26 protein-coding genes are annotated in these 21,945 nt (G+C 32.0%); 17 read left to right on the top strand and 9 right to left on the bottom strand.

All coding sequences use genetic code 11. The annotated features are described in order from the left end of the window. Nucleotides 1-14: 14 nt before the first annotated feature. Nucleotides 15-851 (bottom strand): DUF1963 domain-containing protein, encoded by an 837-nt coding sequence (locus J8L88_RS19050; protein WP_211061568.1) that lies wholly within the window; start codon nucleotides 849-851, stop codon nucleotides 15-17. A gap of 300 nt (nucleotides 852-1,151) precedes the next feature. Between J8L88_RS19050 and ccoS the strand changes: the two genes are divergently transcribed. The 7 genes from ccoS to J8L88_RS19015 all read left to right on the top strand — a co-directional run bounded on the left by ccoS (nucleotide 1,152) and on the right by J8L88_RS19015 (nucleotide 7,498). Next, nucleotides 1,152-1,346, top strand: coding sequence for a cbb3-type cytochrome oxidase assembly protein CcoS (ccoS, locus tag J8L88_RS19045; RefSeq protein ID WP_027395788.1), 195 nt, complete (start codon nucleotides 1,152-1,154; stop codon nucleotides 1,344-1,346). A 1-nt stretch (nucleotide 1,347) separates the two neighbouring features. After that, nucleotides 1,348-3,540: a cytochrome-c oxidase, cbb3-type subunit I gene (gene ccoN, locus J8L88_RS19040; protein ID WP_211061567.1), complete on the top strand. Its 2,193-nt coding sequence runs from the start codon at nucleotides 1,348-1,350 to the stop codon at nucleotides 3,538-3,540. 11 nt (nucleotides 3,541-3,551) lie between these two features. Then, entirely contained in the window at nucleotides 3,552-3,743 is a 192-nt protein-coding gene (locus J8L88_RS19035) for a cytochrome c oxidase subunit IV (RefSeq protein ID WP_027395786.1), read from the top strand. Beyond that, complete coding sequence (locus tag J8L88_RS19030) at nucleotides 3,740-4,705, top strand: cbb3-type cytochrome c oxidase N-terminal domain-containing protein (protein WP_211061566.1); 966 nt, start codon at nucleotides 3,740-3,742, stop codon at nucleotides 4,703-4,705. Before J8L88_RS19035 ends, J8L88_RS19030 begins: the two co-directional genes overlap by 4 nt. Before the next feature lie 54 nt (nucleotides 4,706-4,759). Beyond that, complete coding sequence (ccoG, locus tag J8L88_RS19025) at nucleotides 4,760-6,187, top strand: cytochrome c oxidase accessory protein CcoG (RefSeq protein WP_118389344.1); 1,428 nt, start codon at nucleotides 4,760-4,762, stop codon at nucleotides 6,185-6,187. 159 nt (nucleotides 6,188-6,346) lie between these two features. Further along, nucleotides 6,347-6,793, top strand: a complete 447-nt coding sequence (locus J8L88_RS19020; protein WP_118389346.1) for a FixH family protein — start codon at nucleotides 6,347-6,349, stop codon at nucleotides 6,791-6,793. Beyond that, nucleotides 6,794-7,498, top strand: a complete 705-nt coding sequence (locus J8L88_RS19015; protein WP_211061565.1) for a sulfite exporter TauE/SafE family protein — start codon at nucleotides 6,794-6,796, stop codon at nucleotides 7,496-7,498. It begins immediately after the preceding gene. A gap of 40 nt (nucleotides 7,499-7,538) precedes the next feature. On the opposite strand, the gene hemN is transcribed toward J8L88_RS19015, so the two are convergent. The 4 genes from hemN to J8L88_RS18995 form a co-directional block, all read right to left on the bottom strand. Beyond that, nucleotides 7,539-8,903: an oxygen-independent coproporphyrinogen III oxidase gene (gene hemN / locus J8L88_RS19010; protein WP_211061564.1), complete on the bottom strand. Its 1,365-nt coding sequence runs from the start codon at nucleotides 8,901-8,903 to the stop codon at nucleotides 7,539-7,541. Nucleotides 8,904-8,924: 21 nt separating this feature from the next. Beyond that, nucleotides 8,925-9,764 (bottom strand): universal stress protein, encoded by an 840-nt coding sequence (locus J8L88_RS19005; RefSeq protein WP_118389352.1) that lies wholly within the window; start codon nucleotides 9,762-9,764, stop codon nucleotides 8,925-8,927. Between the two features lie 78 nt (nucleotides 9,765-9,842). Then, complete coding sequence (locus J8L88_RS19000) at nucleotides 9,843-10,898, bottom strand: response regulator (RefSeq protein WP_118389354.1); 1,056 nt, start codon at nucleotides 10,896-10,898, stop codon at nucleotides 9,843-9,845. A gap of 2 nt (nucleotides 10,899-10,900) precedes the next feature. Continuing rightward, on the bottom strand, nucleotides 10,901-12,406 hold the full coding sequence (locus tag J8L88_RS18995) for a PAS domain-containing sensor histidine kinase (RefSeq protein ID WP_118389356.1): 1,506 nt from the start codon (nucleotides 12,404-12,406) through the stop codon (nucleotides 10,901-10,903). A 168-nt stretch (nucleotides 12,407-12,574) separates the two neighbouring features. On the opposite strand from J8L88_RS18995, the gene J8L88_RS18990 reads away from it, so the two are divergent. The 8 genes from J8L88_RS18990 to deoD all read left to right on the top strand — a co-directional run bounded on the left by J8L88_RS18990 (nucleotide 12,575) and on the right by deoD (nucleotide 17,799). Continuing rightward, complete coding sequence (locus J8L88_RS18990; protein WP_118389358.1) at nucleotides 12,575-13,666, top strand: site-2 protease family protein; 1,092 nt, start codon at nucleotides 12,575-12,577, stop codon at nucleotides 13,664-13,666. A 75-nt stretch (nucleotides 13,667-13,741) separates the two neighbouring features. Beyond that, entirely contained in the window at nucleotides 13,742-14,146 is a 405-nt protein-coding gene (locus J8L88_RS18985; protein ID WP_027395776.1) for a hypothetical protein, read from the top strand. Nucleotides 14,147-14,211: 65 nt separating this feature from the next. Continuing rightward, entirely contained in the window at nucleotides 14,212-14,496 is a 285-nt protein-coding gene (locus J8L88_RS18980; RefSeq protein WP_027395775.1) for a hypothetical protein, read from the top strand. A 134-nt stretch (nucleotides 14,497-14,630) separates the two neighbouring features. Further along, nucleotides 14,631-15,518 (top strand): RsiV family protein, encoded by an 888-nt coding sequence (locus tag J8L88_RS18975; RefSeq protein ID WP_211061563.1) that lies wholly within the window; start codon nucleotides 14,631-14,633, stop codon nucleotides 15,516-15,518. Then, nucleotides 15,515-16,150, top strand: coding sequence for a DUF998 domain-containing protein (locus tag J8L88_RS18970; RefSeq protein WP_027395773.1), 636 nt, complete (start codon nucleotides 15,515-15,517; stop codon nucleotides 16,148-16,150). The genes J8L88_RS18975 and J8L88_RS18970 overlap by 4 nt, the downstream gene beginning before the upstream one ends. Further along, on the top strand, nucleotides 16,147-16,446 hold the full coding sequence (trxA, locus tag J8L88_RS18965) for a thioredoxin (RefSeq protein ID WP_027395772.1): 300 nt from the start codon (nucleotides 16,147-16,149) through the stop codon (nucleotides 16,444-16,446). Before J8L88_RS18970 ends, trxA begins: the two co-directional genes overlap by 4 nt. A gap of 3 nt (nucleotides 16,447-16,449) precedes the next feature. Beyond that, nucleotides 16,450-17,094 carry a deoxyribose-phosphate aldolase gene (deoC, locus tag J8L88_RS18960; RefSeq protein ID WP_118389362.1) on the top strand — a complete coding sequence of 215 codons (645 nt, stop codon included), beginning with the start codon at nucleotides 16,450-16,452 and terminating at the stop codon, nucleotides 17,092-17,094. A gap of 6 nt (nucleotides 17,095-17,100) precedes the next feature. Then, entirely contained in the window at nucleotides 17,101-17,799 is a 699-nt protein-coding gene (gene deoD / locus J8L88_RS18955) for a purine-nucleoside phosphorylase (RefSeq protein WP_211061562.1), read from the top strand. Nucleotides 17,800-17,870: 71 nt separating this feature from the next. Here deoD and J8L88_RS18950 read toward each other — a convergent pair whose 3' ends face one another. Continuing rightward, on the bottom strand, nucleotides 17,871-18,707 hold the full coding sequence (locus tag J8L88_RS18950; RefSeq protein WP_027395769.1) for a universal stress protein: 837 nt from the start codon (nucleotides 18,705-18,707) through the stop codon (nucleotides 17,871-17,873). A 182-nt stretch (nucleotides 18,708-18,889) separates the two neighbouring features. Here J8L88_RS18950 and J8L88_RS18945 point away from each other — a divergent pair, with 182 nt between their 5' ends. Beyond that, nucleotides 18,890-19,162 carry an acylphosphatase gene (locus J8L88_RS18945; protein ID WP_027395768.1) on the top strand — a complete coding sequence of 91 codons (273 nt, stop codon included), beginning with the start codon at nucleotides 18,890-18,892 and terminating at the stop codon, nucleotides 19,160-19,162. A gap of 179 nt (nucleotides 19,163-19,341) precedes the next feature. Then, on the top strand, nucleotides 19,342-20,220 hold the full coding sequence (locus tag J8L88_RS18940) for a sterol desaturase family protein (RefSeq protein WP_027395767.1): 879 nt from the start codon (nucleotides 19,342-19,344) through the stop codon (nucleotides 20,218-20,220). Between the two features lie 120 nt (nucleotides 20,221-20,340). On the opposite strand, the gene hpf is transcribed toward J8L88_RS18940, so the two are convergent. The 3 genes from hpf to J8L88_RS18925 all read right to left on the bottom strand — a co-directional run bounded on the left by hpf (nucleotide 20,341) and on the right by J8L88_RS18925 (nucleotide 21,751). Continuing rightward, nucleotides 20,341-20,643: a ribosome hibernation-promoting factor, HPF/YfiA family gene (gene hpf, locus J8L88_RS18935; RefSeq protein ID WP_027395766.1), complete on the bottom strand. Its 303-nt coding sequence runs from the start codon at nucleotides 20,641-20,643 to the stop codon at nucleotides 20,341-20,343. Nucleotides 20,644-20,655: 12 nt separating this feature from the next. Beyond that, nucleotides 20,656-21,252 carry a hypothetical protein gene (locus J8L88_RS18930; RefSeq protein WP_027395765.1) on the bottom strand — a complete coding sequence of 199 codons (597 nt, stop codon included), beginning with the start codon at nucleotides 21,250-21,252 and terminating at the stop codon, nucleotides 20,656-20,658. Nucleotides 21,253-21,364: 112 nt separating this feature from the next. Next, nucleotides 21,365-21,751 carry a hypothetical protein gene (locus J8L88_RS18925; protein ID WP_211061561.1) on the bottom strand — a complete coding sequence of 129 codons (387 nt, stop codon included), beginning with the start codon at nucleotides 21,749-21,751 and terminating at the stop codon, nucleotides 21,365-21,367. Between the last annotated feature and the right edge of the window lie 194 nt (nucleotides 21,752-21,945).

Genomic DNA, 21,945 nt, shown 5'->3' with positions numbered 1-21,945 from the left:
ACCGTTTATTTTAGTTAATAACATTGTAAATTAAAATCAATCCTTTCAGATTCGTGATCATAAAAAACATAAATCAAACCAGAATCACCCCACATTAAATTAGCATTTTCCTCGGAATCAATTTGAAATAGGAGTTTCATATTGTTTCCATTTTTATCTTTAGGAGTTGACTCTCCTTGAATCCATTTAGGGTATCCACCAAGTTGACTTTGATAATTTTGTTCACCAACTAATTTTTCTACTATTTTCCCATAATTATCCCAAGGTTGATCTTCATTTAAAATACAAGACAATTTTTGGGCATTATAGTCATATTCACTGATTCCTTCCCAATCTGGTAATGAATTTGAAGGTTCAAATATTATTTCACAATATTTAGATTTCTCTAAATCAATTGGTTTAACTATAAATTCAGTATTTTTAGGATCAATTTTTTTGTAGACTTTCACTAACCATCCGTCATCAGAAGTGTCCCAGGGAAATTCATCCCAATCATAGTAAAATTGGATTAGCTCGATGTTGTCAGGTAACTGAGATTCTGGCTTATTAAATACCTGAAAAATAAAATCTAAACTTTTACCTTTTTTCGTTACAGGCCATTTTTCTCCTTTTTCAAAATACGGGTTACCTCCAAAGTGAGAATTCATCTGCGAATTTTCTGGAGGTCTTGAAGCAGGTGAAATCTCAAGTTTGGTTGCTTGTCTAATTAAAGGCTTAACCAAATTTTCCAAATCTGATGTTGATTTCAAATTTAGTTCATTCAATTCACGTCTATATTTATCAAAATGAGATTCAGTTTTGTTATTACTGTTCTCATTAGTTTTTCCAAATATTTTCTTCCAAAAACTCATTTATGTTATTAGTTTTCATGGTACACAACATGCGAATATAGTTACAAAAGGTGTGCATACATCCGTTTGTAATTAATTACACGCATTTGTAATTATTTGTTTTCCGCTTTTAAAATAAAGTAAAAATTCCCCCAATTCAAAATTCTAATTCAGATAGTTTATATAACTGTTTTGTTGTATCAAATTAAGAGATGCTATTAACGGTTCTAGTTCTTAGTACAAACTGCCTTTCTAAAACCTGATAAATGTCATTTTTTAAGAAAATGTGCACTCATACTTTTGGAGCCTAATAAGAATCTTATGGGTGTTATTTATGTTTTATTAACCATTAGTATTGTCGTTGCCATCGTGTTTTTTGTGGCTTTTATTCTTTCTGTAAAAAAAGGACAATACGATGATACCTATACACCCGCGATCAGAATGCTGTTTGATGATGAGGTGATTACAGAATCCAAAGAAAAATCTTCAGTAACAACTAATAACAATCACGTATAATATGAACATAGAACAATTCTATTACGATAATAAAATCGTAAAAAAATTCTTATACGCCACCATGCTTTGGGGTATTGTAGGGATGTCGGTCGGATTGCTGCTGGCATTTCTGTTTTTATTTCCTAACCTTACCGATGGAATCCCTTGGTTAAGCTTTGGGCGTTTACGACCACTACATACCAATGCAGTGATTTTTGCCTTTGTGGGTAATGCCATCTTTGCCGGAGTGTATTATTCTACCCAGCGATTACTAAAAACCAGAATGTTTAATGATACGCTTAGTAACATTAATTTTTGGTGTTGGCAATTGATCATCGTTGGCGCTGCAATTACATTGCCGCTAGGATATACAACTTCTAAGGAATATGCAGAGCTAGAGTGGCCTTTTGATATTGCGATTGCAGTAATTTGGGTAGTTTTTGGCTGGAATCTGATTGGTACCATTCTAAAACGGAGACAACGCCATCTGTATGTTGCCATCTGGTTTTATCTGGCAACCGTAGTTACTGTGGCGGTACTTCATATTTTTAATAGTTTAGAATTACCCGTAAGTGCGCTAAAAAGTTATTCGGTCTATGCAGGTGTACAAGACGCACTGGTGCAATGGTGGTACGGACATAATGCCGTCGCCTTTTTTCTTACCACTCCTTTTTTAGGATTGATGTATTATTTTGTACCAAAAGCGGCGAATAGGCCGGTATATTCCTATCGATTATCGATTGTACACTTTTGGTCATTGATTTTTATTTATATCTGGGCAGGACCTCATCATTTGCTATATTCTTCGCTACCAGATTGGGCACAGAACTTAGGAGTGGCATTTTCTATTATGCTAATCGCACCATCTTGGGGTGGTATGATCAATGGATTATTAACGTTAAGAGGTGCTTGGGATAAAGTACGAACGGATCCAGTGCTAAAATTTATGGTTGTTGCAATTACAGGATATGGGATGGCCACGTTCGAAGGTCCTATGCTTTCCTTAAAAAATGTAAATGCGATAGCACATTTTAGTGATTGGGTGATTGCACACGTGCACGTAGGTGCATTAGCATGGAACGGCTTCTTCACCTTTGGAATGGCATATTGGTTGATTCCTAAATTGTTTAAAACTAAATTATGGTCTACAGCATTGGCCAATGCTCATTTTTGGATAGGTACCTTAGGTATTATTATGTATGCTTTACCAATGTATGTAGCAGGTTTTGTACAAGCTTCTATGTGGAAACAGTTTAATCCAGACGGAAGTTTAGTTTACGGTAATTTTTTAGAAACCGTAAACGAAATTATACCGATGTATTGGATGCGAGCAATTGGCGGTAGTATGTTCATCTTAGGGATGTTTATTATGCTATATAATGTAATCAAAACTATCAAAGCGGGTAATACGGTTACCGATGAATTGGCAGAAGCTGCTCCATTAACAAAAGTAACTAACAAAAGAACTGCAAAAGAAGGATATCATACTTGGTTAGAAAGGAGACCGGTAAAGCTTACGATTTTTGCTACAATTGCGATACTTATTGGAGGAGCCGTACAGATTGTACCAACGCTAATGATCGATTCCAATATCCCTACAATTACTAGTGTAAAACCTTATACACCGCTAGAATTAGAAGGTAGAGATCTTTACATAAGAGAGAGTTGTGTGTCTTGTCATTCGCAGATGATTCGTCCTTTCCGCAGTGAAGTAGAGCGCTATGGAGAATATTCTAAGGCTGGTGAATATGTCTATGATCACCCATTTCTTTGGGGAAGTAAACGAACTGGGCCTGATCTGATGCGTATCGGAGGTAAATACTCGGATAACTGGCACCTTAATCATTTCTATGATCCGCAAAGTACATCGTCGGGTTCTATTATGCCAAGTTATAAATGGTTGCTAAAAAATGAACTCGATCGATCGGATACAGAAACCAAAATGGAAGCTATGGTTACTCTTGGGGTTCCTTACACTCCAGAAGAGATTGCTAAAGCACAAAAATGGATGGATGAACAAGCAACACAGATCGAGAAAAACCTATACGATGATCCAGATTTTGCCAAAACCTATGAAGCAGATAAAAAATATGCCAAGGATAATGGATTGGATTTTATAGAAATGCGCGATAGAGAAGTCATCGCCTTAATTGCCTACATACAGCGATTAGGAACCGATATCAAAGTTAAAAACGAAACTGCAAGTTCAAACTAAAGAAATAAACCATGTTTAAATTTATAAAAGGACATATGGAAAGTATCGAAGGTGTAGAGATATATCCTATCATATCACTACTGATATTTTTCATCTTTTTTACTGCCTTATTCTGGTGGGTAATTTCAGCAAAAAAGGAACATATAAAAGAAGTAAGCGAGATTCCATTGGAATCTGAAAATGAAAACGAATTAATACTATGAGAAGTACAGTATCCTATATCAGAGTCATTGCATTACTATTGATCACTTATTTTTTAATAGAATGGGCAGTGGATTCTGGAGAAGAATCGGCATTTATTGCAGTACCAATTAGTTGGGTAGTGTTAGGCATTGTATTGTTATTTGCGATCGCTATAGAGATTTGTGTAGAGGCATTACGAAGTGTGTTGTTTAAATCCCTGAAACCCGAAGCTCAAGAACGCTATGTACTAAGCCAGAAGATTAAAAAAGACAAACAGTTTCGATGGATCAAAGCTACCTATCTAAAATTAGTGGATAGTACACCAGTAGAAGAGGAAGATGAAATCATTTTGGATCATAATTATGATGGAATTAAGGAACTGGATAATAACCTTCCGCCTTGGTGGGTATATGGTTTTTATGCGACTATTTTGTTTGGAGTTATCTATTTAGTGCGGTTCCATGTATTTAATGATTACAATCAGACAGAAGAGTATGAAACAGAAGTTGCAGAGGCTTTGATCGCTATAGAAGCGTATAAAAAAACCGCAAAAGATCTTGTGGATATAAATACAGTTGTATTGCTAACGGATGCTGCTGATATTAGTGCAGGGAAAGCCATTTTTACTACCAATTGTGTAGCCTGTCATAAAGCAGATGGAGGAGGGGGTATTGGCCCCAATCTAACGGATCCGAATTGGATTTTGGGCGGAGGTATTAAAAATGTATTCAAAACTATTTCTGAAGGTGGTCGTGATGGAAAAGGGATGGTTGCTTGGAAGCAAACTCTAAAACCGGCAGAAATGGCACAAGTGGCTAGTTATGTAATCACATTAGGCGGTACAACGCCTGCAGAACCTAAAGAGGCGCAAGGCGAGATCTGGATCGATCCAGATGCTGTAAAAGAAGAGGTTCTAGAAAAAGAAATTCCAGAAACTGTTCCCGTAACTATTGCAGACTCTACTTCTGTAGTAAGTAATTAGGATTATAAAGGTTAGTAGTATAACATAAATCGTATAATCAATATTCATTGACCATTGGAAACACCAGAAAACGAAACATTTAGAGATTCTATCGGTACGATTAACGAAGAAGGAAAACGTGCTTGGTTGTACCCTAAAAAACCAAGTGGCGTATTTTATGAATACCGCAAATGGGTAAGTTATGGGTTATTGATTTTTTTATTTGCCGCTCCTTTTATCAAAATCAATGGCAATCAGTTTTTATTGTTTAATGTGTTAGAGCGACGTTTCAACATTTTCGGAGCTCCTTTCTGGCCACAGGATTTTCATCTGTTCGTAATATCAATGATTATTGGGGTAGTCTTTGTAATATTATTTACAGTAGCTTTTGGACGATTATTCTGTGGTTGGATATGCCCACAAACCATATTTATGGAAATGGTTTTTCGACGAATAGAATATTGGATCGAAGGAGATAGAGGAAAACAAATACGATTGGATAAACAACCTTGGAACGCCGAAAAAATCAAAAAACGCGTTCTTAAATGGGGGGTATTTTTTATCATTTCATTTTTAATAGCGAATGTGTTTTTGGCTTACTTGATTAGTAGTGATGTGCTCATTCAATATATATTTATTGATGGCCCTTTTCAGCATGTGGGGACTTTAATTTCCTTATTAATATTTACCGCTGTATTTTATTTTGTGTTTGCCTGGTTTAGAGAACAGGTTTGTGTAATTGCTTGTCCATATGGTCGATTACAAGGGGTATTGTTAGATGCCAAATCAATTGTAGTTGCATACGATTATAAAAGAGGAGAAAAAGAAGCAGGACGCGCTAAGTTTAAGAAGAACGAGGACAGACCTACTAGCGGAAAAGGAGATTGTATTGATTGTTTTCAATGTGTACATGTGTGTCCTACAGGAATCGATATCCGCAATGGAACACAATTAGAATGTGTGAATTGTACTGCTTGTATTGATGCCTGTGATCATATGATGGAAAGTGTAAATCTTCCGAAAGGATTGATCCGATATGCTAGTGAAGATGATATCGCTAAAAAAGAGAAATTTAAGTTTACACCAAGGTTAAAAGGATATACAGCAGTATTAGTGATATTAATTGGTGTCTTTTTGGGAATGTCTTTTTTGAGAAATGATGTCGAAGCGAATATTTTAAGGTTACCAGGTCAATTGTATGAGCGAAAAGAGCATAATATGATTAGTAATGTATATACATTTAAACTAGTGAATAAAACGATTAATGATATCGAAAATGTTCATTTCGAATTGCTATCACATACAGGAACTATAGAAGTGGTAACGCATAAAAACTTTGTGGTGCCTAAGCAAGGATTAGCAGAGGGAACATTGTTCATAGAAATTAATGCATCTGCCTTAAGTGGTGATAAGGATAAAGTAAAAATTGGAGTATACGCTAATGATAATGAATTGATTGAAACAACAACCACAGCATTTTTAGGTCCAAGAAGTTATAGGTAACGAAGACGAGTCTATGATTTTATGAGTATTGGAGAAAAGAAAATTCTAAAAGATGTGAAGTAGATCACAGCCTGCGCTGGGATGACAAACAGGAACTAAAAATATGTAAAGTACGTGTCATTCCAGCATAGGCTGGAATCCAAATTAAAAAAATGAGTTATGAAAATAAACTGGGGTACAGCGATTGTATTGGTATTTATAGGATTTATAAGTTTTATACTATTCTTTGTGATACGGATGAATACCGATAAAAAATATGAACATGATTTAGTAACAGAAGATTACTACAAACAAGAATTAGCTTTTCAGGAAGAAATCAATGCCGAAAAAAATGCAAAGGCACTAAAAAGTAATATTACGATTAAAAAGGTATCCGAAGGATTACTGATTAAATTTCCGGAGGATATAAACTCCGAAAAACTAAGCGGAACTATTTCGCTATACCGCCCATCTAACAAAAAGTTAGATTTCGAAGTTCCGATCTCACTTACAACTTCAGAAGTTATAATTCCAAAAAATAAATTGATAGAAGGCAAATGGAAGATTAAAGTGAATTGGGAAAATGAAAACACATCATATCTCTTTAGAGAATCCTTTACGTATTAAATGTTAGTTTCTGCTTTTATATTAGGTCTTTTAGGAAGTTTTCACTGTGTTGGGATGTGTGGACCAATTGCGTTTATGTTACCGTTAGATCATAATAATCACTTAAAGAAGTTTTTTCAGATCTCTTTATATCATTTGGGCCGTTTGCTGGCTTATAGTATTATTGGTTTATTTTTTGGGATTATAGGAAAAAGTCTAAACATTTTTGGAATGCAGCAAGGACTTTCTATTAGCATTGGGATTGTAATGATCTTAGTGGTTTTGATACCTTCATCAATACTTATGAAATATAGTTTTTCTAAACCGATATATCGGATAATTTCTAAGATCAAGAATGCATTAGGAAAAGAACTTAAAAAGAAAACACCAGATACATTTTTAACTATTGGTTTTTTAAACGGATTTCTTCCTTGTGGATTGGTATATATGGCAGTTTTTGCTGCTGTAGCTTTAGGTAATGTTATGAATAGCACACTGTATGTGCTTTTATTTGGTTTAGGTACGATTCCTTTAATGACCATGGTAGTATATGCAGGTCACTTTTTTAAAGCAAAGTGGATACGAAAACATGTTCAAAAAGTGATCCCCGTATTTATCGTAATGATTGGTTTGTTGTTTATTTTACGAGGAATGGGATTAGGAATTCCATATATATCACCTAAACAATCTACAGAATTGGTTTCTTCTAGTTTTGAATGTCATTAGTATTAATTATATCGGATTAAAGATCTAAAAAACGAATGTTCTAAACTGTCATAGAGAATAGCTGTGTTTCTGGTTTATTATGCTGTAGTCTTAGATCAAAAGCCATGCAGATGTTACGTACAAAGGCTTTCCCTTTTTCGGTAACTTCAATACTATGATCGGTCATAATTACCAATCCGTCTTGTTCCATTTCTTTTAAGCGTATAGTTATGTCTATTAGTTCATCTAAATAAAGTTGTTTACTACTCCAATCGGTTTTAAAATGACACATAAGGTTTAATATATGTTGTCTAATTATTTTATCCTTTTTGGTCAATATATGACCTCTATAAACTGGTATTATTCCTTGGTTGACTAAATTTTGATAGGATTCTATGCCTTTTACGTTTTGAGAAAACCCATGCCAACTATCACTAATAGAAGATACTCCTAAACCGATCATCATTTTGGTTTTTGATACCGTGTACCCCATAAAATTACGATGTAGGTTTTGATCTTCCATAGCTAGGAATAATGTATCGCTTTTAAGTGCAAAATGATCCATTCCTATTTCTACATAACCGACTTTGGATAATAATTTTTTACCAACTTCATATTGTCGTCTTTTTTCTTCTCCAGTAGGAAGGTCTTCTTCATTAAATCCTCGTTGTCCATTTCCTTTTTGCCAAGGAATATGAGCATAACTATAAAAAGCTAATCGATCAGGTAATAATTCTTTTGTTTTTTGAATAGTATGAATTACAGCTTCTTCGGTCTGAAAAGGCAATCCAAAAATGATATCATGACCAATCGAAGTGTATCCTATTTCTCGTGCTATTTCGGTAACATATTTTACTTTTTCAAATGGTTGTACGCGATGAATTGCTTTTTGGACTTTTTCATTATAATCCTGAACACCAAAACTCACTCTTCTAAAACCTACATCATATAATGCTTGTAAATGTTCACGAGTTGTATTATTAGGGTGTCCTTCAAAACTAAATTCGCAAGCTTCAGCTGATTTCGCAGAAGAGAACAATCCTTTGATTAAGTATTCTAAGTTTTCTGGCGAAAAGAATGTAGGGGTTCCTCCACCCAAATGCAATTCTTTGATCTTTGGTTTTGTTTCTAAAAGGTTTAGATATAACTGCCACTCTTTTAAAATTGAATTGATATATGGGATTTCTACAGTGTGTCTTTTAGTGATGCGTTTATTACATCCACAAAAAGTACACATACTTTCGCAAAAAGGTAAGTGGATATATATACTTATTCCTTGTGCATCATTGCTTTCTGCAAAAGATGTTATCACTGATTTTTTCCATTCATTTAATGAGAATGTTTCATGATTCCAATATGGAACGGTTGGATAACTGGTATATCTGGGTCCTGGAACATTGTATTTGTCCACTAATTTTGTATGCATTATTTAGTTTTTATATAATTTTTACTCGTGTAATACTAGAAATGGAATATTGATATGATAACTTATTTTTTCTACGGTTGGATGAAATAAAATCCTTTGAAAAAAATTGAGATTCTTAGCAACCATAGTGATCATATTGATGTCTCTACTTTCTACAAAGCACTGTACTGCTTGTTCGATACTCGGATTGGACAAAAAATGAAAACTGTGATCTATATCTTCTTCTAAAAAAACGTTGAGAATATTTTTATTCCTTTTTTGTAGTTCGGTAAGCTGTTTTTCCTTTTTTGCAATATGTAGTACTCGTAACGCCGCTTTATTGATAGTAAGAACTTCAGTTATGGTTTGTAATATTCTGTTTTTATATAGGATATTATAGTCCGTCGGAAATGCGATTTCGTTAATTTTAGAGTATTTAGCTTTTTCGGGAATTACCAGAATAGGGCATTTTACTTTGGTTATGACATCTCCGGTATTACTGCCTACTGTTTTTTCTTTTAATCCAGAAGCTCCTTTAGTCCCCATAACGATGAAATCAATATTCTTCTCTTCGACCTGTTTTCTGATAGTATCTATAAAAAAGATATATTCATGGATAGTAAAAAAATAGTGTTTAGGATTAAGAGGTAATTTTTGAATCCTCTTTAACAATAATTGCATTTGTTCCTGATCACTAAGAGTAATGTTATCTACAACTTGATCAGTTGACTCAAAAAATGATTCATTCCCAATGACTTGTTTATATGGGGAAATATGTAGAAAATAGAAATTACATTGTACTTTCTCAAAAAAAGATAAAGCATAAGTAATAGCATTCCACGAGTTTTCCGAAAAATCTGTTGGAATAAGAATATTCTTCATTTTTAATATGTTCTAATACAACAAATGTATTAGGATGTGTCTATGAAAAATATGACAAAAGTCAGCTTAGCTATTTTTTTACTCTATAAGTTGAAGTTTTGGTAGATCTAAGATTTTAATATTACGACCTTCAATTTCGATAAGCCCATCTTTTTTAAAGCTGGATAATGTGCGTATTAAACTTTCTGTGGCAATACCCGCCACACTAGCTAGATCGTTTCGGGATATTTTAATACTTTCTTCAGGTTTTTTATTTAACACTTGAGTGAATTGTAAAATGGTTTGAGCGGTTTTTTTACGAACCGAACTATATGCCATCTGTAATAATTGTTCTTTTATTTCAGAAAGATTATCACTAAGCAATTCCATTAATTCTAAAGAAATGTTTTTACTTTTTTCTAGTATATCTTTTAGATCTGTTTTGGATACACCCGCCAACTCTGCATCTTCTACTGCTGTTGCTGATTCTTGATATGGAGTATGATCTGTAAATGATGTAAAACCTAAAAAATCATCTTCTTTAAATAATGCTGTAATCAATTCTTTACCACTTTCATCCATTTTATGAGTTTTGACAACACCTTTCAGAATCAAGTATATTTTGTTAGAATGGTCTCCTTCTTTAAAAATAGCGTCTCCTTTGGTGTGACTTGAAATATCTCCGTGATCATCAAAAAAGTTTTTGAGTTCGTGTAAGCTTCTCAACCCATCTTCTGAATCTTCTTCTGGCTTTAGAGATTGTTCTTTTAATCTTTTAGAAATAATATGGGCTTTTGCCAAACGGCTCTCTATAGCACTTAATAAATCGTCTTCATCAAAAGGTTTTGTAAGATAATCATCCGCTCCTAAATCCATTCCTTTACGGATCTCTTTATGTTCTGTTTTAGCGGATAAAAAGATAAAAGGTATTTGATCAGTAATAGTATCGTGAGACAATGCTTCCAGAACACCATAACCATCGATCTCTGGCATCATAATATCACAAACAATGATATCAGGTTTTTCTTCTTTCGCTTTAGTAATACCTATTTTACCATTTGGAGATGTGATCACATTATAATCGGATAATTCTAAAAGTTCTGCCGTATTTTCTCTTAGAGCAGTATCGTCTTCTATTAATAGAATTGTTTTCATGGTTATGATAATTTTGATATAGGTATGTTTACTGTAAAAGTAGACCCTTGATTTTCTTTACTAATAAAAGTAATGCTTCCTCCAAGGTTTTCTAAATGACTTTTTACGATGTTCAATCCGATTCCTGTTCCTTGATCCAATAGCGCATTTTCTGCTCTAAAATATCGATTAAAAATAAATTTTTGTTCTTTTTCAGGAATACCAATTCCCTGGTCTATTATATGAAAAGTAAGTAGATTATTCTCGAAAATAGCCTGTAAGTCGATAGTGGTGTTCTCTCCAGAATACTTTATGGCATTCCGTATTAGATTGGTTAGCACTAACTCCAATATTTTTTCATCGAACTCTAATGTAAAATCATCAATATCTTGAGGGTATTTTATTCTTTGTCCATCCTTAAGTAACATATTGGCATCATAGACGACTTCATTTATAACTTTACTTAATGGGAAAGAGGTAAACTTATAATTTACTTTACCACTTTCTAGACGTTCTACAGATAGAAAGTCATTAAGGATATTGTCGAGATATTTTACTTTGTTTTTTATGGTAGCAAGATGCTTATCTCTTTTTTCCTGCTGCTCCGCTTTTGTGTATTTTCCGATCAAGGTCGTAGAAGTAAGAATTCCACTTAACGGCGTTTTGAACTCATGAGAAACCAGTGAAAGAAATTTTGTTTTCAATTCATTAAGATCTTTTTCTTTAGCAAGAGCTTCGCTAAGTTGTTGTGTTCTTTCTGTAACCGTTTTTTCTAATTTTTCGGTATAATTTTTTCTATCAGTAATATCTAAAATAATAGCAACAAAAACAGGTTGATTTCCTAAAGTAGATAACTGTAAATGTACTTCTACAGGATACGTTGTACCATCTTTGCGTTTATGTATAGTTTCGAATTGTAGCTTTTTTTTACTTTTTTGAAGCAAAGGTTCTATTAGTTCTAAAAATTTTGATGTGGTATAATCTGGTTTAATATCAATTGCAGTAAGACTTTTAAGCTCATCTAAAGTATAGCCTATATTATTTAGTGCTCCCTGATTTACATCAATAAATTTTAGAGACTCGGTATCAAAAATGAAGATTTCATTAAGTGACTCATCAAAAATGGTAGCCCAATGTTTTAGTTCTTGCTCAGCTTTCTTTCGAACGGTAATATCCATTACTAAAGCCATTACAAAGGTCTTACCATAGATTTCAAAAGGACTTAATCCTGCTTCTACAGGAAAAGAACTTCCACATTTACGAACTCCATAAATGTCTCTACCTCTTCCCATTTGTCGTTTTTCACTCTTTTTTAAAAAACTCTTGAAATGCCCTCCATGATTCCCACGATACTCTTGTGGAATTAAAATATTAAGTGGTTGTTGTTTTAGCTCTCCTTTTTTATAATTAAACATTTCTTCTGCAGCAGAGTTAGTTGCTACAATTGTCTGATTTTCATCAACAATAATTACACCTTCCGAGATTGCTTCAGAAAGAATGTCAAATGTGTTTTCACCGGTTGGTAACATGGAGTTTTGTGATATTACTTAAGTATGATGTTCTAATTTTATTATAAAAACACAAGATGATCGACTAAAGATAACTGGTTAACAAATATAGATAAAAAACCAGAAATTATGATATTGGTCATTTCTTATTAATCCTTGTCTAGATACTTTAACCAAAAATTATAAATTATGAAAGGATCACTTTTTCTTGGTAGAGTATTTAATGTAGCAATTAAAGTACATTGGACATTTTTGTTAATCATTGCCTGGGTATCATTTTTAGAACTTAAACGGGGAGGGAATGTGCAAAATGTACTAATGAGTATTTTTTTCGTTTTATTAGTTTTTATTTGTGTTGTTCTTCATGAATTTGGACATATACTTACCGCTAGAAAATTTGGAGTTAGTACTAAAAAAATCACTTTATTGCCTATTGGGGGAATCGCTTCCATGGATACCATTCCAGAAAACCCTAAAGAAGAATTATTGATTTCATTGGCAGGGCCTGCAGTAAATATAGTAATAGCATTACTTTTAGTTCTTTTTATTCCTTTTGAATTGTTGGTTGGTCAGGATTCTAGTTATATGGATTCTAATTTAAGTCATGTTACTATAGAAAATCTTGTCCTTTATCTGTTTTCAACCAATGTTATATTAGCACTATTTAATTTTATTCCAGCATTTCCGATGGATGGAGGTCGAATTTTTAGAGCGTTACTAGCTTTGAGAATGGATAGAGTAAAAGCGACAAGTATAGCAACTGGCCTAGGAGAAATTATTGCTTTTGTTTTTTTGCTTATTGGTGCGCTCTATAATCCTTTTTTAATACTAATCGCATTGTTTATATATTTTGGAGCAACTTCAGAAAATAAAATGGTTCAGCAGTTGGCACTAATAAAAGGGCACAGCGTAAAGGAAGCTATGTTAACTAAGATTACTGTTTTAAAACCAGATAATACTATCGGAGATGTTATTGATATATTACTTAAGAGTACTGAGAAAAATTTTATCGTCGTAGAAGATTCTAAGATTATAGGGATTCTTCATCACCAAGATATCCTTTCTAAATCCAAAAATAAGGATCTTAGAATAAAAGATATTATGGATATTTCTTTTGCGTCAATTGATGCCGCAGAAGAGCTAAAAGAAGTTTTTGTATTGATGAACACAAAGAAAAAAGATTTTTTTGCTGTTACCAGTAATAATGAACTTGTTGGAGCAATTGACCTTCCAAATATAAGTGAATTTATATTGATTCAGTCCAATTTAATTACTAGATAGTATAACTGATTTTTATCATAGAAAAGGTGAATTTCATATATTAATTTTATGTTTTAAACCAATAATTTTAGAAAAATGAATACAACAGAAAATATAGGAATTACATTTTATCAAAGCTTAGGTAAATTATTTTATGCTATTGCTGCTTCGGACAAAGTAGTTCGTAAATCAGAGTATACTTCGTTGAGAAATTTAGTTAAATCAGAATGGTTAGCAGTTGATGATCTAGAAGATGAATTTGGCGTTGACGCTGCATTTCAAATAGAAATTGTTTTTGATTGGTTAGATTATGAATCATTAATTGCAGAAGATAGCTTTCTTGAATTTAAAGATTTTTATCACGAGAATAAATCACTTTTTACAGATAACATAAAGAAATTGATATGGAATACATCTAATAGTATTGCAGGAGCTTTTTCTGGTAAAAATAAATCAGAATTGATGATGCTCGGAAAACTTCAGTTAATTTTTGAGAACTGATCTTTATCATATTTTAACTAGTAAGAGCCTTGTAATTTTACACTGAATTTAAAAATTAAACGATCATGACATTATACGCAAAAATTAACGCTGATTTTTCTGAGAATTATATTGGATATTCTGCTTTAGCAATTATTGCATCTACTTGTTTAGGCTCAATTGCAATTATGACCACTTTATTAGGAGGTAATGGTTTTATACAAATGCTTCTAGTATTTTTAACGGTATCCGTTTGTAGTGCCCATAATGCTGCGATATTAACAGTTCAGAAGCCTAAATTAGTATTAGACCTATTGATCGTGAGTCTACTAGTTAATAGTTTACTTATTATTGGGAATAGTTTATTTTGATATTTTACATATAACACTTAATGAGAAACGAGTTTCATATGATGAGACTCGTTTTTTTATGTCCATATAACTGATGGATATCATATTTTTTAAGAAGTAGCCCTATTACATTTATATAAAATAAAAAGTATCCTATGAGAACGCTAATTACCAGTTTTGTGATGTTAAGCTTAATCGCTTGTAATAATAAAACTCAGATCAAAGAAAAACCTGAAACCTACACTACACAGATAGAAAAAGACAATACTCTAAGTGAAGATAGTATACAGTATTTATTAGAAGAGCAACAAGAACTACATCAGGAAAAAACAAAATCAACAAAAGTAGAGCGTCTTATCTCTACAAAAGATGACGAACATAAATTACAGAAACTAGTCATAGATAAGCAATTCTATAAAGCTGAAGATGTGTATGTTTTGGATTATAAGTATCCTTATCTAAATGAGAATATGGATGAAAATAATTCTGTGTTTAATGAATTTCTGTCTGAAAATCACTTAAATATTGAAGCTACTGAAAATGAAATTTTGGAAGATAAAGTCCTATTCTGTGATTCTCTAGCAATTGGCAGGTGCATGGATAAACGAATTATTGATTATAAAATATACACGGTAAAACAACAACTTATCAGTGTGCTACTTTATAAAGAAAATTATTATTCGGGGATGAAACATTCCACCTATATGTTCGAGTGCCTTAATTACGATTTAGAGAATCATGGATTTCTATATTATAACGATTTTTTTGTTGATAATTCAGAAAGTGAGTTGCTAACCACTATCAATACTGTGATATCTGACGGAATAAATTCTGGAGACTTATATTATGAATGTTGGCAATTGTCTGAGGAAGATTTTAAGGTTTATAAAAACAATTTTGTTATTACGGAAGATGTTATTAAATTTTATTTTGACGACTGTATTATCTGTCCTTCATATACAGGGACATATGCTATAGAGGTTCCAATAAATGATGTTATTCATCTTATAAAAAAGTATAATAATAAACCATTAATAGGATGAAAGGTTATAGAAAAAAGCAGTATAAGAATTACCTTTTTTTATGTGGGTTATATATTACCCTAATAGTAATAGCATTTATATTGCCTTTTTTTTCTGATCCACAATATTCGATATCAAAACACACTTTATATGAACTAGGAGCACAAAAAACTCCTTATAATTGGATCATGAACTTTGTTCTTATTTTACTTGGTTTGATAAGCTTTGTTAATGGTTTCAGAATATTACAAAAGCAACGTGTTCAGTTATTAATATTACTTGTTTTTTGTTTCTCTCTCGTATTATCTGCAATATATTTATCTGCTCCTATAGATCGAAAGCTCGTTTTTGATTCTTTTCAAAATGAAATGCATTCTGTATTTTCGATCATTACTGGTATTTCATTTTGTGCATATTCTTTAGTCATTAGTTTCGCTGCAAGATGGAAGAGTCAAAAGTTGATGGCGTTGTTTGTTGGGATAATTACTTTAATAGGATCTTTTTTGATGTTTATTCATTCTGATTATAGAGGGATATATCAACGAGGGATATTTATTATCACTTTTGGGTGGATATTATATTCTTTTAAATATTATGAATATGTTTATGCAAAAAAAGAATATTTTAAATTAATAAAAGAAAATCAAAAATGAAAGATAGCTTTAGTAATATTATAGATTCTAATACACCTGTACTGGTAGATTTTTATGCAGATTGGTGTGGTCCTTGTAAAACATTAGCTCCTATTTTAAAAGAGGTGAAAGAAGAATTAGGAACATCAATAAAAATTGTGAAAATTGATGTAGATAAAAATCAACCATTAGCAGCTAGATATCAAGTTAGAGGAGTACCCACAATGTTACTTTTTAAAGAAGGGAAACAACTTTGGCGACAATCAGGAGTTTTACAAAAAACGGAGATAATTAGTATTATAAATGCTAATAAATAGCCCATGAAACTTAATCAATATATAGATCATACCCTTTTAAAACCGACAGCTACTGTAGAGGATATTAAGAAATTATGTACGGAAGCTAAACGATATGGTTTTTATTCAGTATGTGTTAATGGTGCTTATGTAGGTTTAGCTTGTAGTGAATTAATGAAATCAGATATTAAAATTGCAGCTGTAGTTGGATTCCCCTTAGGAGCCATGACTACTAAAGCTAAGGTATTTGAAGCTAAACAGTGTATTGATGATGGAGCAAATGAAATAGATATGGTGCTAAATATAGGATTACTTAAATCCGGTTATCATAAAATTGTTCAGGATGAAATTGCTTTGATCAAAAAAGCCATTGGAGATAATGTGCTAAAAGTAATTTTGGAGAATAGTTATCTTACTGAAGAGGAAAAGAAAATCGCTTGCCAATTATCTATTGATGCAGGTGCGGATTTTATAAAAACATCTACCGGTTTTGGAGATGGAGGAGCAACATTAGGAGATATAAGGTTAATGAAGGAGATTGCGATGGATGCAATCCAGATAAAAGCTTCAGGTGGAATTAGAGATGCCAAAACCGCAGTGCAATATATCAATATGGGAGTTTCTCGATTAGGTACTTCTTCTAGTGTAGCTTTGGTAACTTCAAAATAATCGCTTATGAGTACACATATCGCAGCAAAGAGAGGTGAGGTAGCAGAAACTGTTTTGTTACCAGGAGATCCTATGAGGGCAAAATGGATTGCAGAAACATTTTTAGATAACCCGGTATGTTATAATGAAGTGCGTGGTATGTTTGGATATACAGGAACTTATAAAGGCAAAAAAGTCTCCGTACAAGGAACTGGAATGGGCATTCCATCTTCATTAATCTATTGTCATGAATTAATAAATGATTTTGGAGTAAAGAACTTAATTAGGGTAGGCTCTTCGGGATCTTATCAGAAGGAAGTTAAACTAAGAGATATCGTGATTGCCATGGCAGCTTCTTCTACCTCTGGAATTAATAATTCTCGGTTTATCAATTCGGATTACTCTCCAACAGCAAATTTTGATTTGTTAATGAAAGCTGTCAAGTATGCCAATGAACATAGTATTCCCATAAAAGCAGGAAATGTATTATCTGCAGATGAGTTCTATGAAGATGACTTTGATTCCTATAAAAAATGGGCAGAATATGGGGTGCTTTGTGTCGAAATGGAAGCGGCAGGTTTGTATACAATTGCAGCAAAATTTAATGTAAAAGCATTAGCAATTTTAACGATTTCTGATTCCTTAGTTACCGGAGAAAGAACTTCCTCTGAAGAAAGAGAAACTACTTTTAGCAAAATGGTTGAAATAGCTTTAGGTATTTTATAAGAAAAAATCAAGTCTTCTGAAAATGCTTTTTTCAGAAGACTTGATAGAGTACTATAAAAACTTATATAATCCTAAATCTTAAACGTAATAACGGGTTCATTAGCATGATTTGCAATATCCTCTCCAATACTTCCATTAAAAAAGTGTGATATTCCTTGTCTTCCGTGAGTTGGTATTCCAATAATATCAGCATTTACTTTTTTACAGTAGTTAAAAATTCCACTTTCGACAGAATAATCATTTTGGACATATACATTTTCAAAATTCTCTAAATTTCCAGAATCCGCCTTAAAAAGAAAGTCTTTAATGCGTTTTTCAATTTGATTAGAATTCCTAAATCGATCACCTGGTAAGTTTACATAAACTAAGTGTAATGTAGCATCTAATAATTCAAACAATCTTTTTGCTTTATTATAAGCTTTGATGTTTTCTATTTTAAAATCACAAGCAAAGACAGCTTCCTTAATTATAAATTCATCAATTTTATGTTTAATTACTAGCACAGGGACATCGGAAGTACGAACCACTTTTTCGGTATTCGATCCAACGAATACTTCACTTAATCCGCTGCTTCCATGAGAGCCCATAACGATAAGATCTACATTGTTTTCCTTTGCGACTTCATTTAGTTCGCTAAATATCTTATAGTTTTGTACTGTTTCTGTTACTTTAATTCCATTTAGGAAATCTTTATTTAAAAATGTACTAAATCTTTTTTCGGCAAGTTTTAAATAATAAATGGCCTCAGCAGTTTCTTGTGCTTCGTCTTTAGTTAAGATTGCTTCGGATAAACCAAGCATGTGTAGCACAATAATTTCTGCTTGTTGTTGCTTTGCAATTGAAGCTGCAACACGTAATGCATATTCTGAATTCTCAGAAAAGTCTATTGGAACAAGAATTTTTTTCATATCTAATTGTTTTACAAAATCAAAAGTAGAAGATGTTTAGATTAATTAATATGATAATTCTCATACTTACAATTCGTGATAGTTTTATTATCATGCATATTTATAAGAATAGTTAAATGTTTTATAGTTGTTTCGAACTTTAGGTATATTGTATAATATTGAAGTTTTAATGACAAAGTAATATGGTCAAACATTATAATATAGTTGTAAAAGGAAAAGTACAAGGAGTTTGGTACAGAAAAAGTACCTTAGAAAAAGCGTGGGAATTAGATGTAAGAGGAATTGTAAAGAATATGTCTGATGGTAATGTTTATATAGAGGTTGAAGGGAATAAGACACAACTAAAAACATTCTTAGATTGGTGTGGTAAAGGACCAGAATTGGCTGAAGTTACTGATGTTTCTATAGAAGAAGGTGATGTTTTACCTTATACAATGTTTGAAATTCGTTATTAGTTTTTATAAAGATGGTTTTTCTGTATTTATATATTGTAACATAAGTTACTGAAAGAAGTATTCACTTTTTATACTTTTAAGCTGTGAAATTATTTCGTTGATTAGATGAGGTAGGAAAAGAAATGTTTTAATGTTTTAGACGACAGAATAGTATCCGTTATTCTATAAAATTTTATGCTATGGAGAAGTATATCAATGCCTTTATTGATGCTTTTATCAATAATATCCAGTGGACCTGGAATTCAATACTATTAGAAGTGCCTTGGTATACAAATTATTTTTGGGGTCTGATAGTAATTTCATTGCTGGTTTGGAGTTTGGAAGTACTATTTCCTTGGAGAAAAGAACAATCTGTTTTTAGAAAAGATTTTTGGTTAGATGGGTTTTATATGTTCTTCAATTTTTTCGTTTTTGCGATTGTAATTAGTGGGTTCTATCAACTTATTGCAGTGTTTTTCGCAGATGTTGGAATATCAGCTAAAAGTTTGACACTTTTAGACATTTCTGATTTACCAATGTGGGGACAATTAATTGTCTTTTTTATCATCTTGGATTTTGTTCAGTGGTTTACCCATGTACTACTTCACAAATATCCCTTTCTTTGGAGATTTCATAAGATTCATCATTCAGTCAAGGAAATGGGTTTTGCGGCTCATCTTAGATATCATTGGATGGAAAATATATTTTATAAACCTTTGAAAACTATTGGAGTAATGATTCTAGGAGGTTTTGAACCGGAGCAAGCCTATATTGTACATTTCGTAGCTATTACTATAGGGCATTTTAATCACGCAAATATTAAAATTACTTGGGGACCTATGAAGTATATTTTAAATAATCCAGTTATGCATTTATACCATCACTCTTATGCACTACCAAAAGATTCCTATGGTGTTAACTTTGGAATTAGTTTGAGTGTATGGGATTATATTTTTAAAACGAATTACATACCGGAGAATAGTGGTACTATCGAAATAGGTTTTCCCGGAGATGAAAAAGTGCCTAAAAACTTTTTTGGACAACTTTTATATGGTTTTTGGAAATCAAAACCGAAGTAATGAAAGTGAAAAATACCATCGGTTTTTTAAGTTTGAATTTATAATTTCTTTATCGTATCAAGATATAGAGAAGGGTATTAAGGCTCTCCTTAATACCCTCTATGAATTTCTAATAAATATTTAGATATATGGTTTCATCTCTTGCTTTCTCTTTTTGAGTTGTTTTTCTAGATCGCTAATTGTTTCTTTAACAGCTAATTCAAAATTCTTCTCGTTAGATGTAGCGAATATTTTTGGACCTGATAAACTTAATTCAACATCACATATTTTTCCATTTCCTTTGGGATCGTTTTCTTTTTTGAAAAATACATCTGATTTAATGATCCAATCATATTTTTTATATAATTTTTCTAATTTTTCTTGTACATAACCTTCCATATATTCACTTGTTGGCATTTGTACGAACTGAATGTTTGTTTTCATAAGTAAGTAATTTTAGTTTTTAATTTTTTTAGCAATTTCTTTTCCAAAAGTATTTGCCATTTCTACAGCAATCTTAATGTTAGATCTTTTCGATTTTGATTCGTTATTAGGTTTCATTAGCCAAAATTCTCTGGATCCCATTAATTTTGCTCCTCTTTTTTTTATTAATTCTTCGAGTATTCGTTGTGATCTTTTTGTTGCACCACTCCCTAAAGTAATTGCAACCACTTTTTTTTCTTTTAGATGATTACTGTTATTAATGTATTCTTTTATAGCCTTATCAGGAGCCCAGTTGTAAGTGTTTGAGCAAAATACGTAAAGATCAAATTGTTCTTTTTCCTTTATTTCTGATGTAGAAGTTACAGTTGATAATGTTGATAACCATCCATTTTCAGCTAGGCCTTTAGCAAAGGACCGACTAATCTTTTCGTCTAGGTTGTAAATCGGATCAGGATCATAAATGATTAGTGCTTTATATTCATTGGTAGATGAGCCTATAAATGATATTCTTTTTGCCCCTTTTTTTCTTACAACAATGGAAAGAGTCATCCAAATTGCTAATATCAATCCTATTACCAATAATAAGTTATTCATTTTTTTTCTTTTCATTAATAAGATGCTTTAGTTGGCACTCAAAGTATAAGATTTTTAGTAGGCTATAGTTTTTCTTTATCTTTTGATTTCTTCAGCTTTTTATGTGCGTACTTGTGTTTTTATACTATTAATATGGTACTAATTGATAGGATATGTTGAGTAAGAAAATTCCAATTAAGAATAATAAAACATATAATATTTGCACTAGCTTTATATTAATGAATTCTAGCCACTTTGTAGTTCCTTCAGGAAAAATAAATAGTGCTAATCCTATCCCTAATGAAATCCAACCTATAGCGGTAATTATAAATTTCCAATTTGGTTCCCATATGTTATGAAAAAGAATATTGAGTAATCCAATAATGATAGCTACAAAAGAGGTAGTTATCAAGAATTTTTGATCTTTCAGATTTTCAAAAATTTGTTTTATACGAGTGGTATTAAAACTTAGTATAAGAAAGAATATGAGAAGATACCATCCCCAGAATTTAGCTAAAAAAATTGATACGTCCATAACTATAGTGATCTTTAAATTTATTTCAAAAATAATGGCTCTCTTTGTTTTTAAATATGATAAATGTCATTCCAAAACATTGTGTTTTCTATGAAATTTGGATAGTTGTAATTCGGATAATAAGTTTAATATTTTAAATAATTAAATGAGGAACAGTGATTATCCTTATTGGAAGTTATACTTGATTTAAATTT

The sequence above is a fragment of the Aquimarina sp. MMG015 genome (assembly GCF_018100855.1).
GTDB lineage: Bacteria > Bacteroidota > Bacteroidia > Flavobacteriales > Flavobacteriaceae > Aquimarina > Aquimarina latercula.
This window is presented reverse-complemented; position numbering and strand designations above follow the sequence as displayed.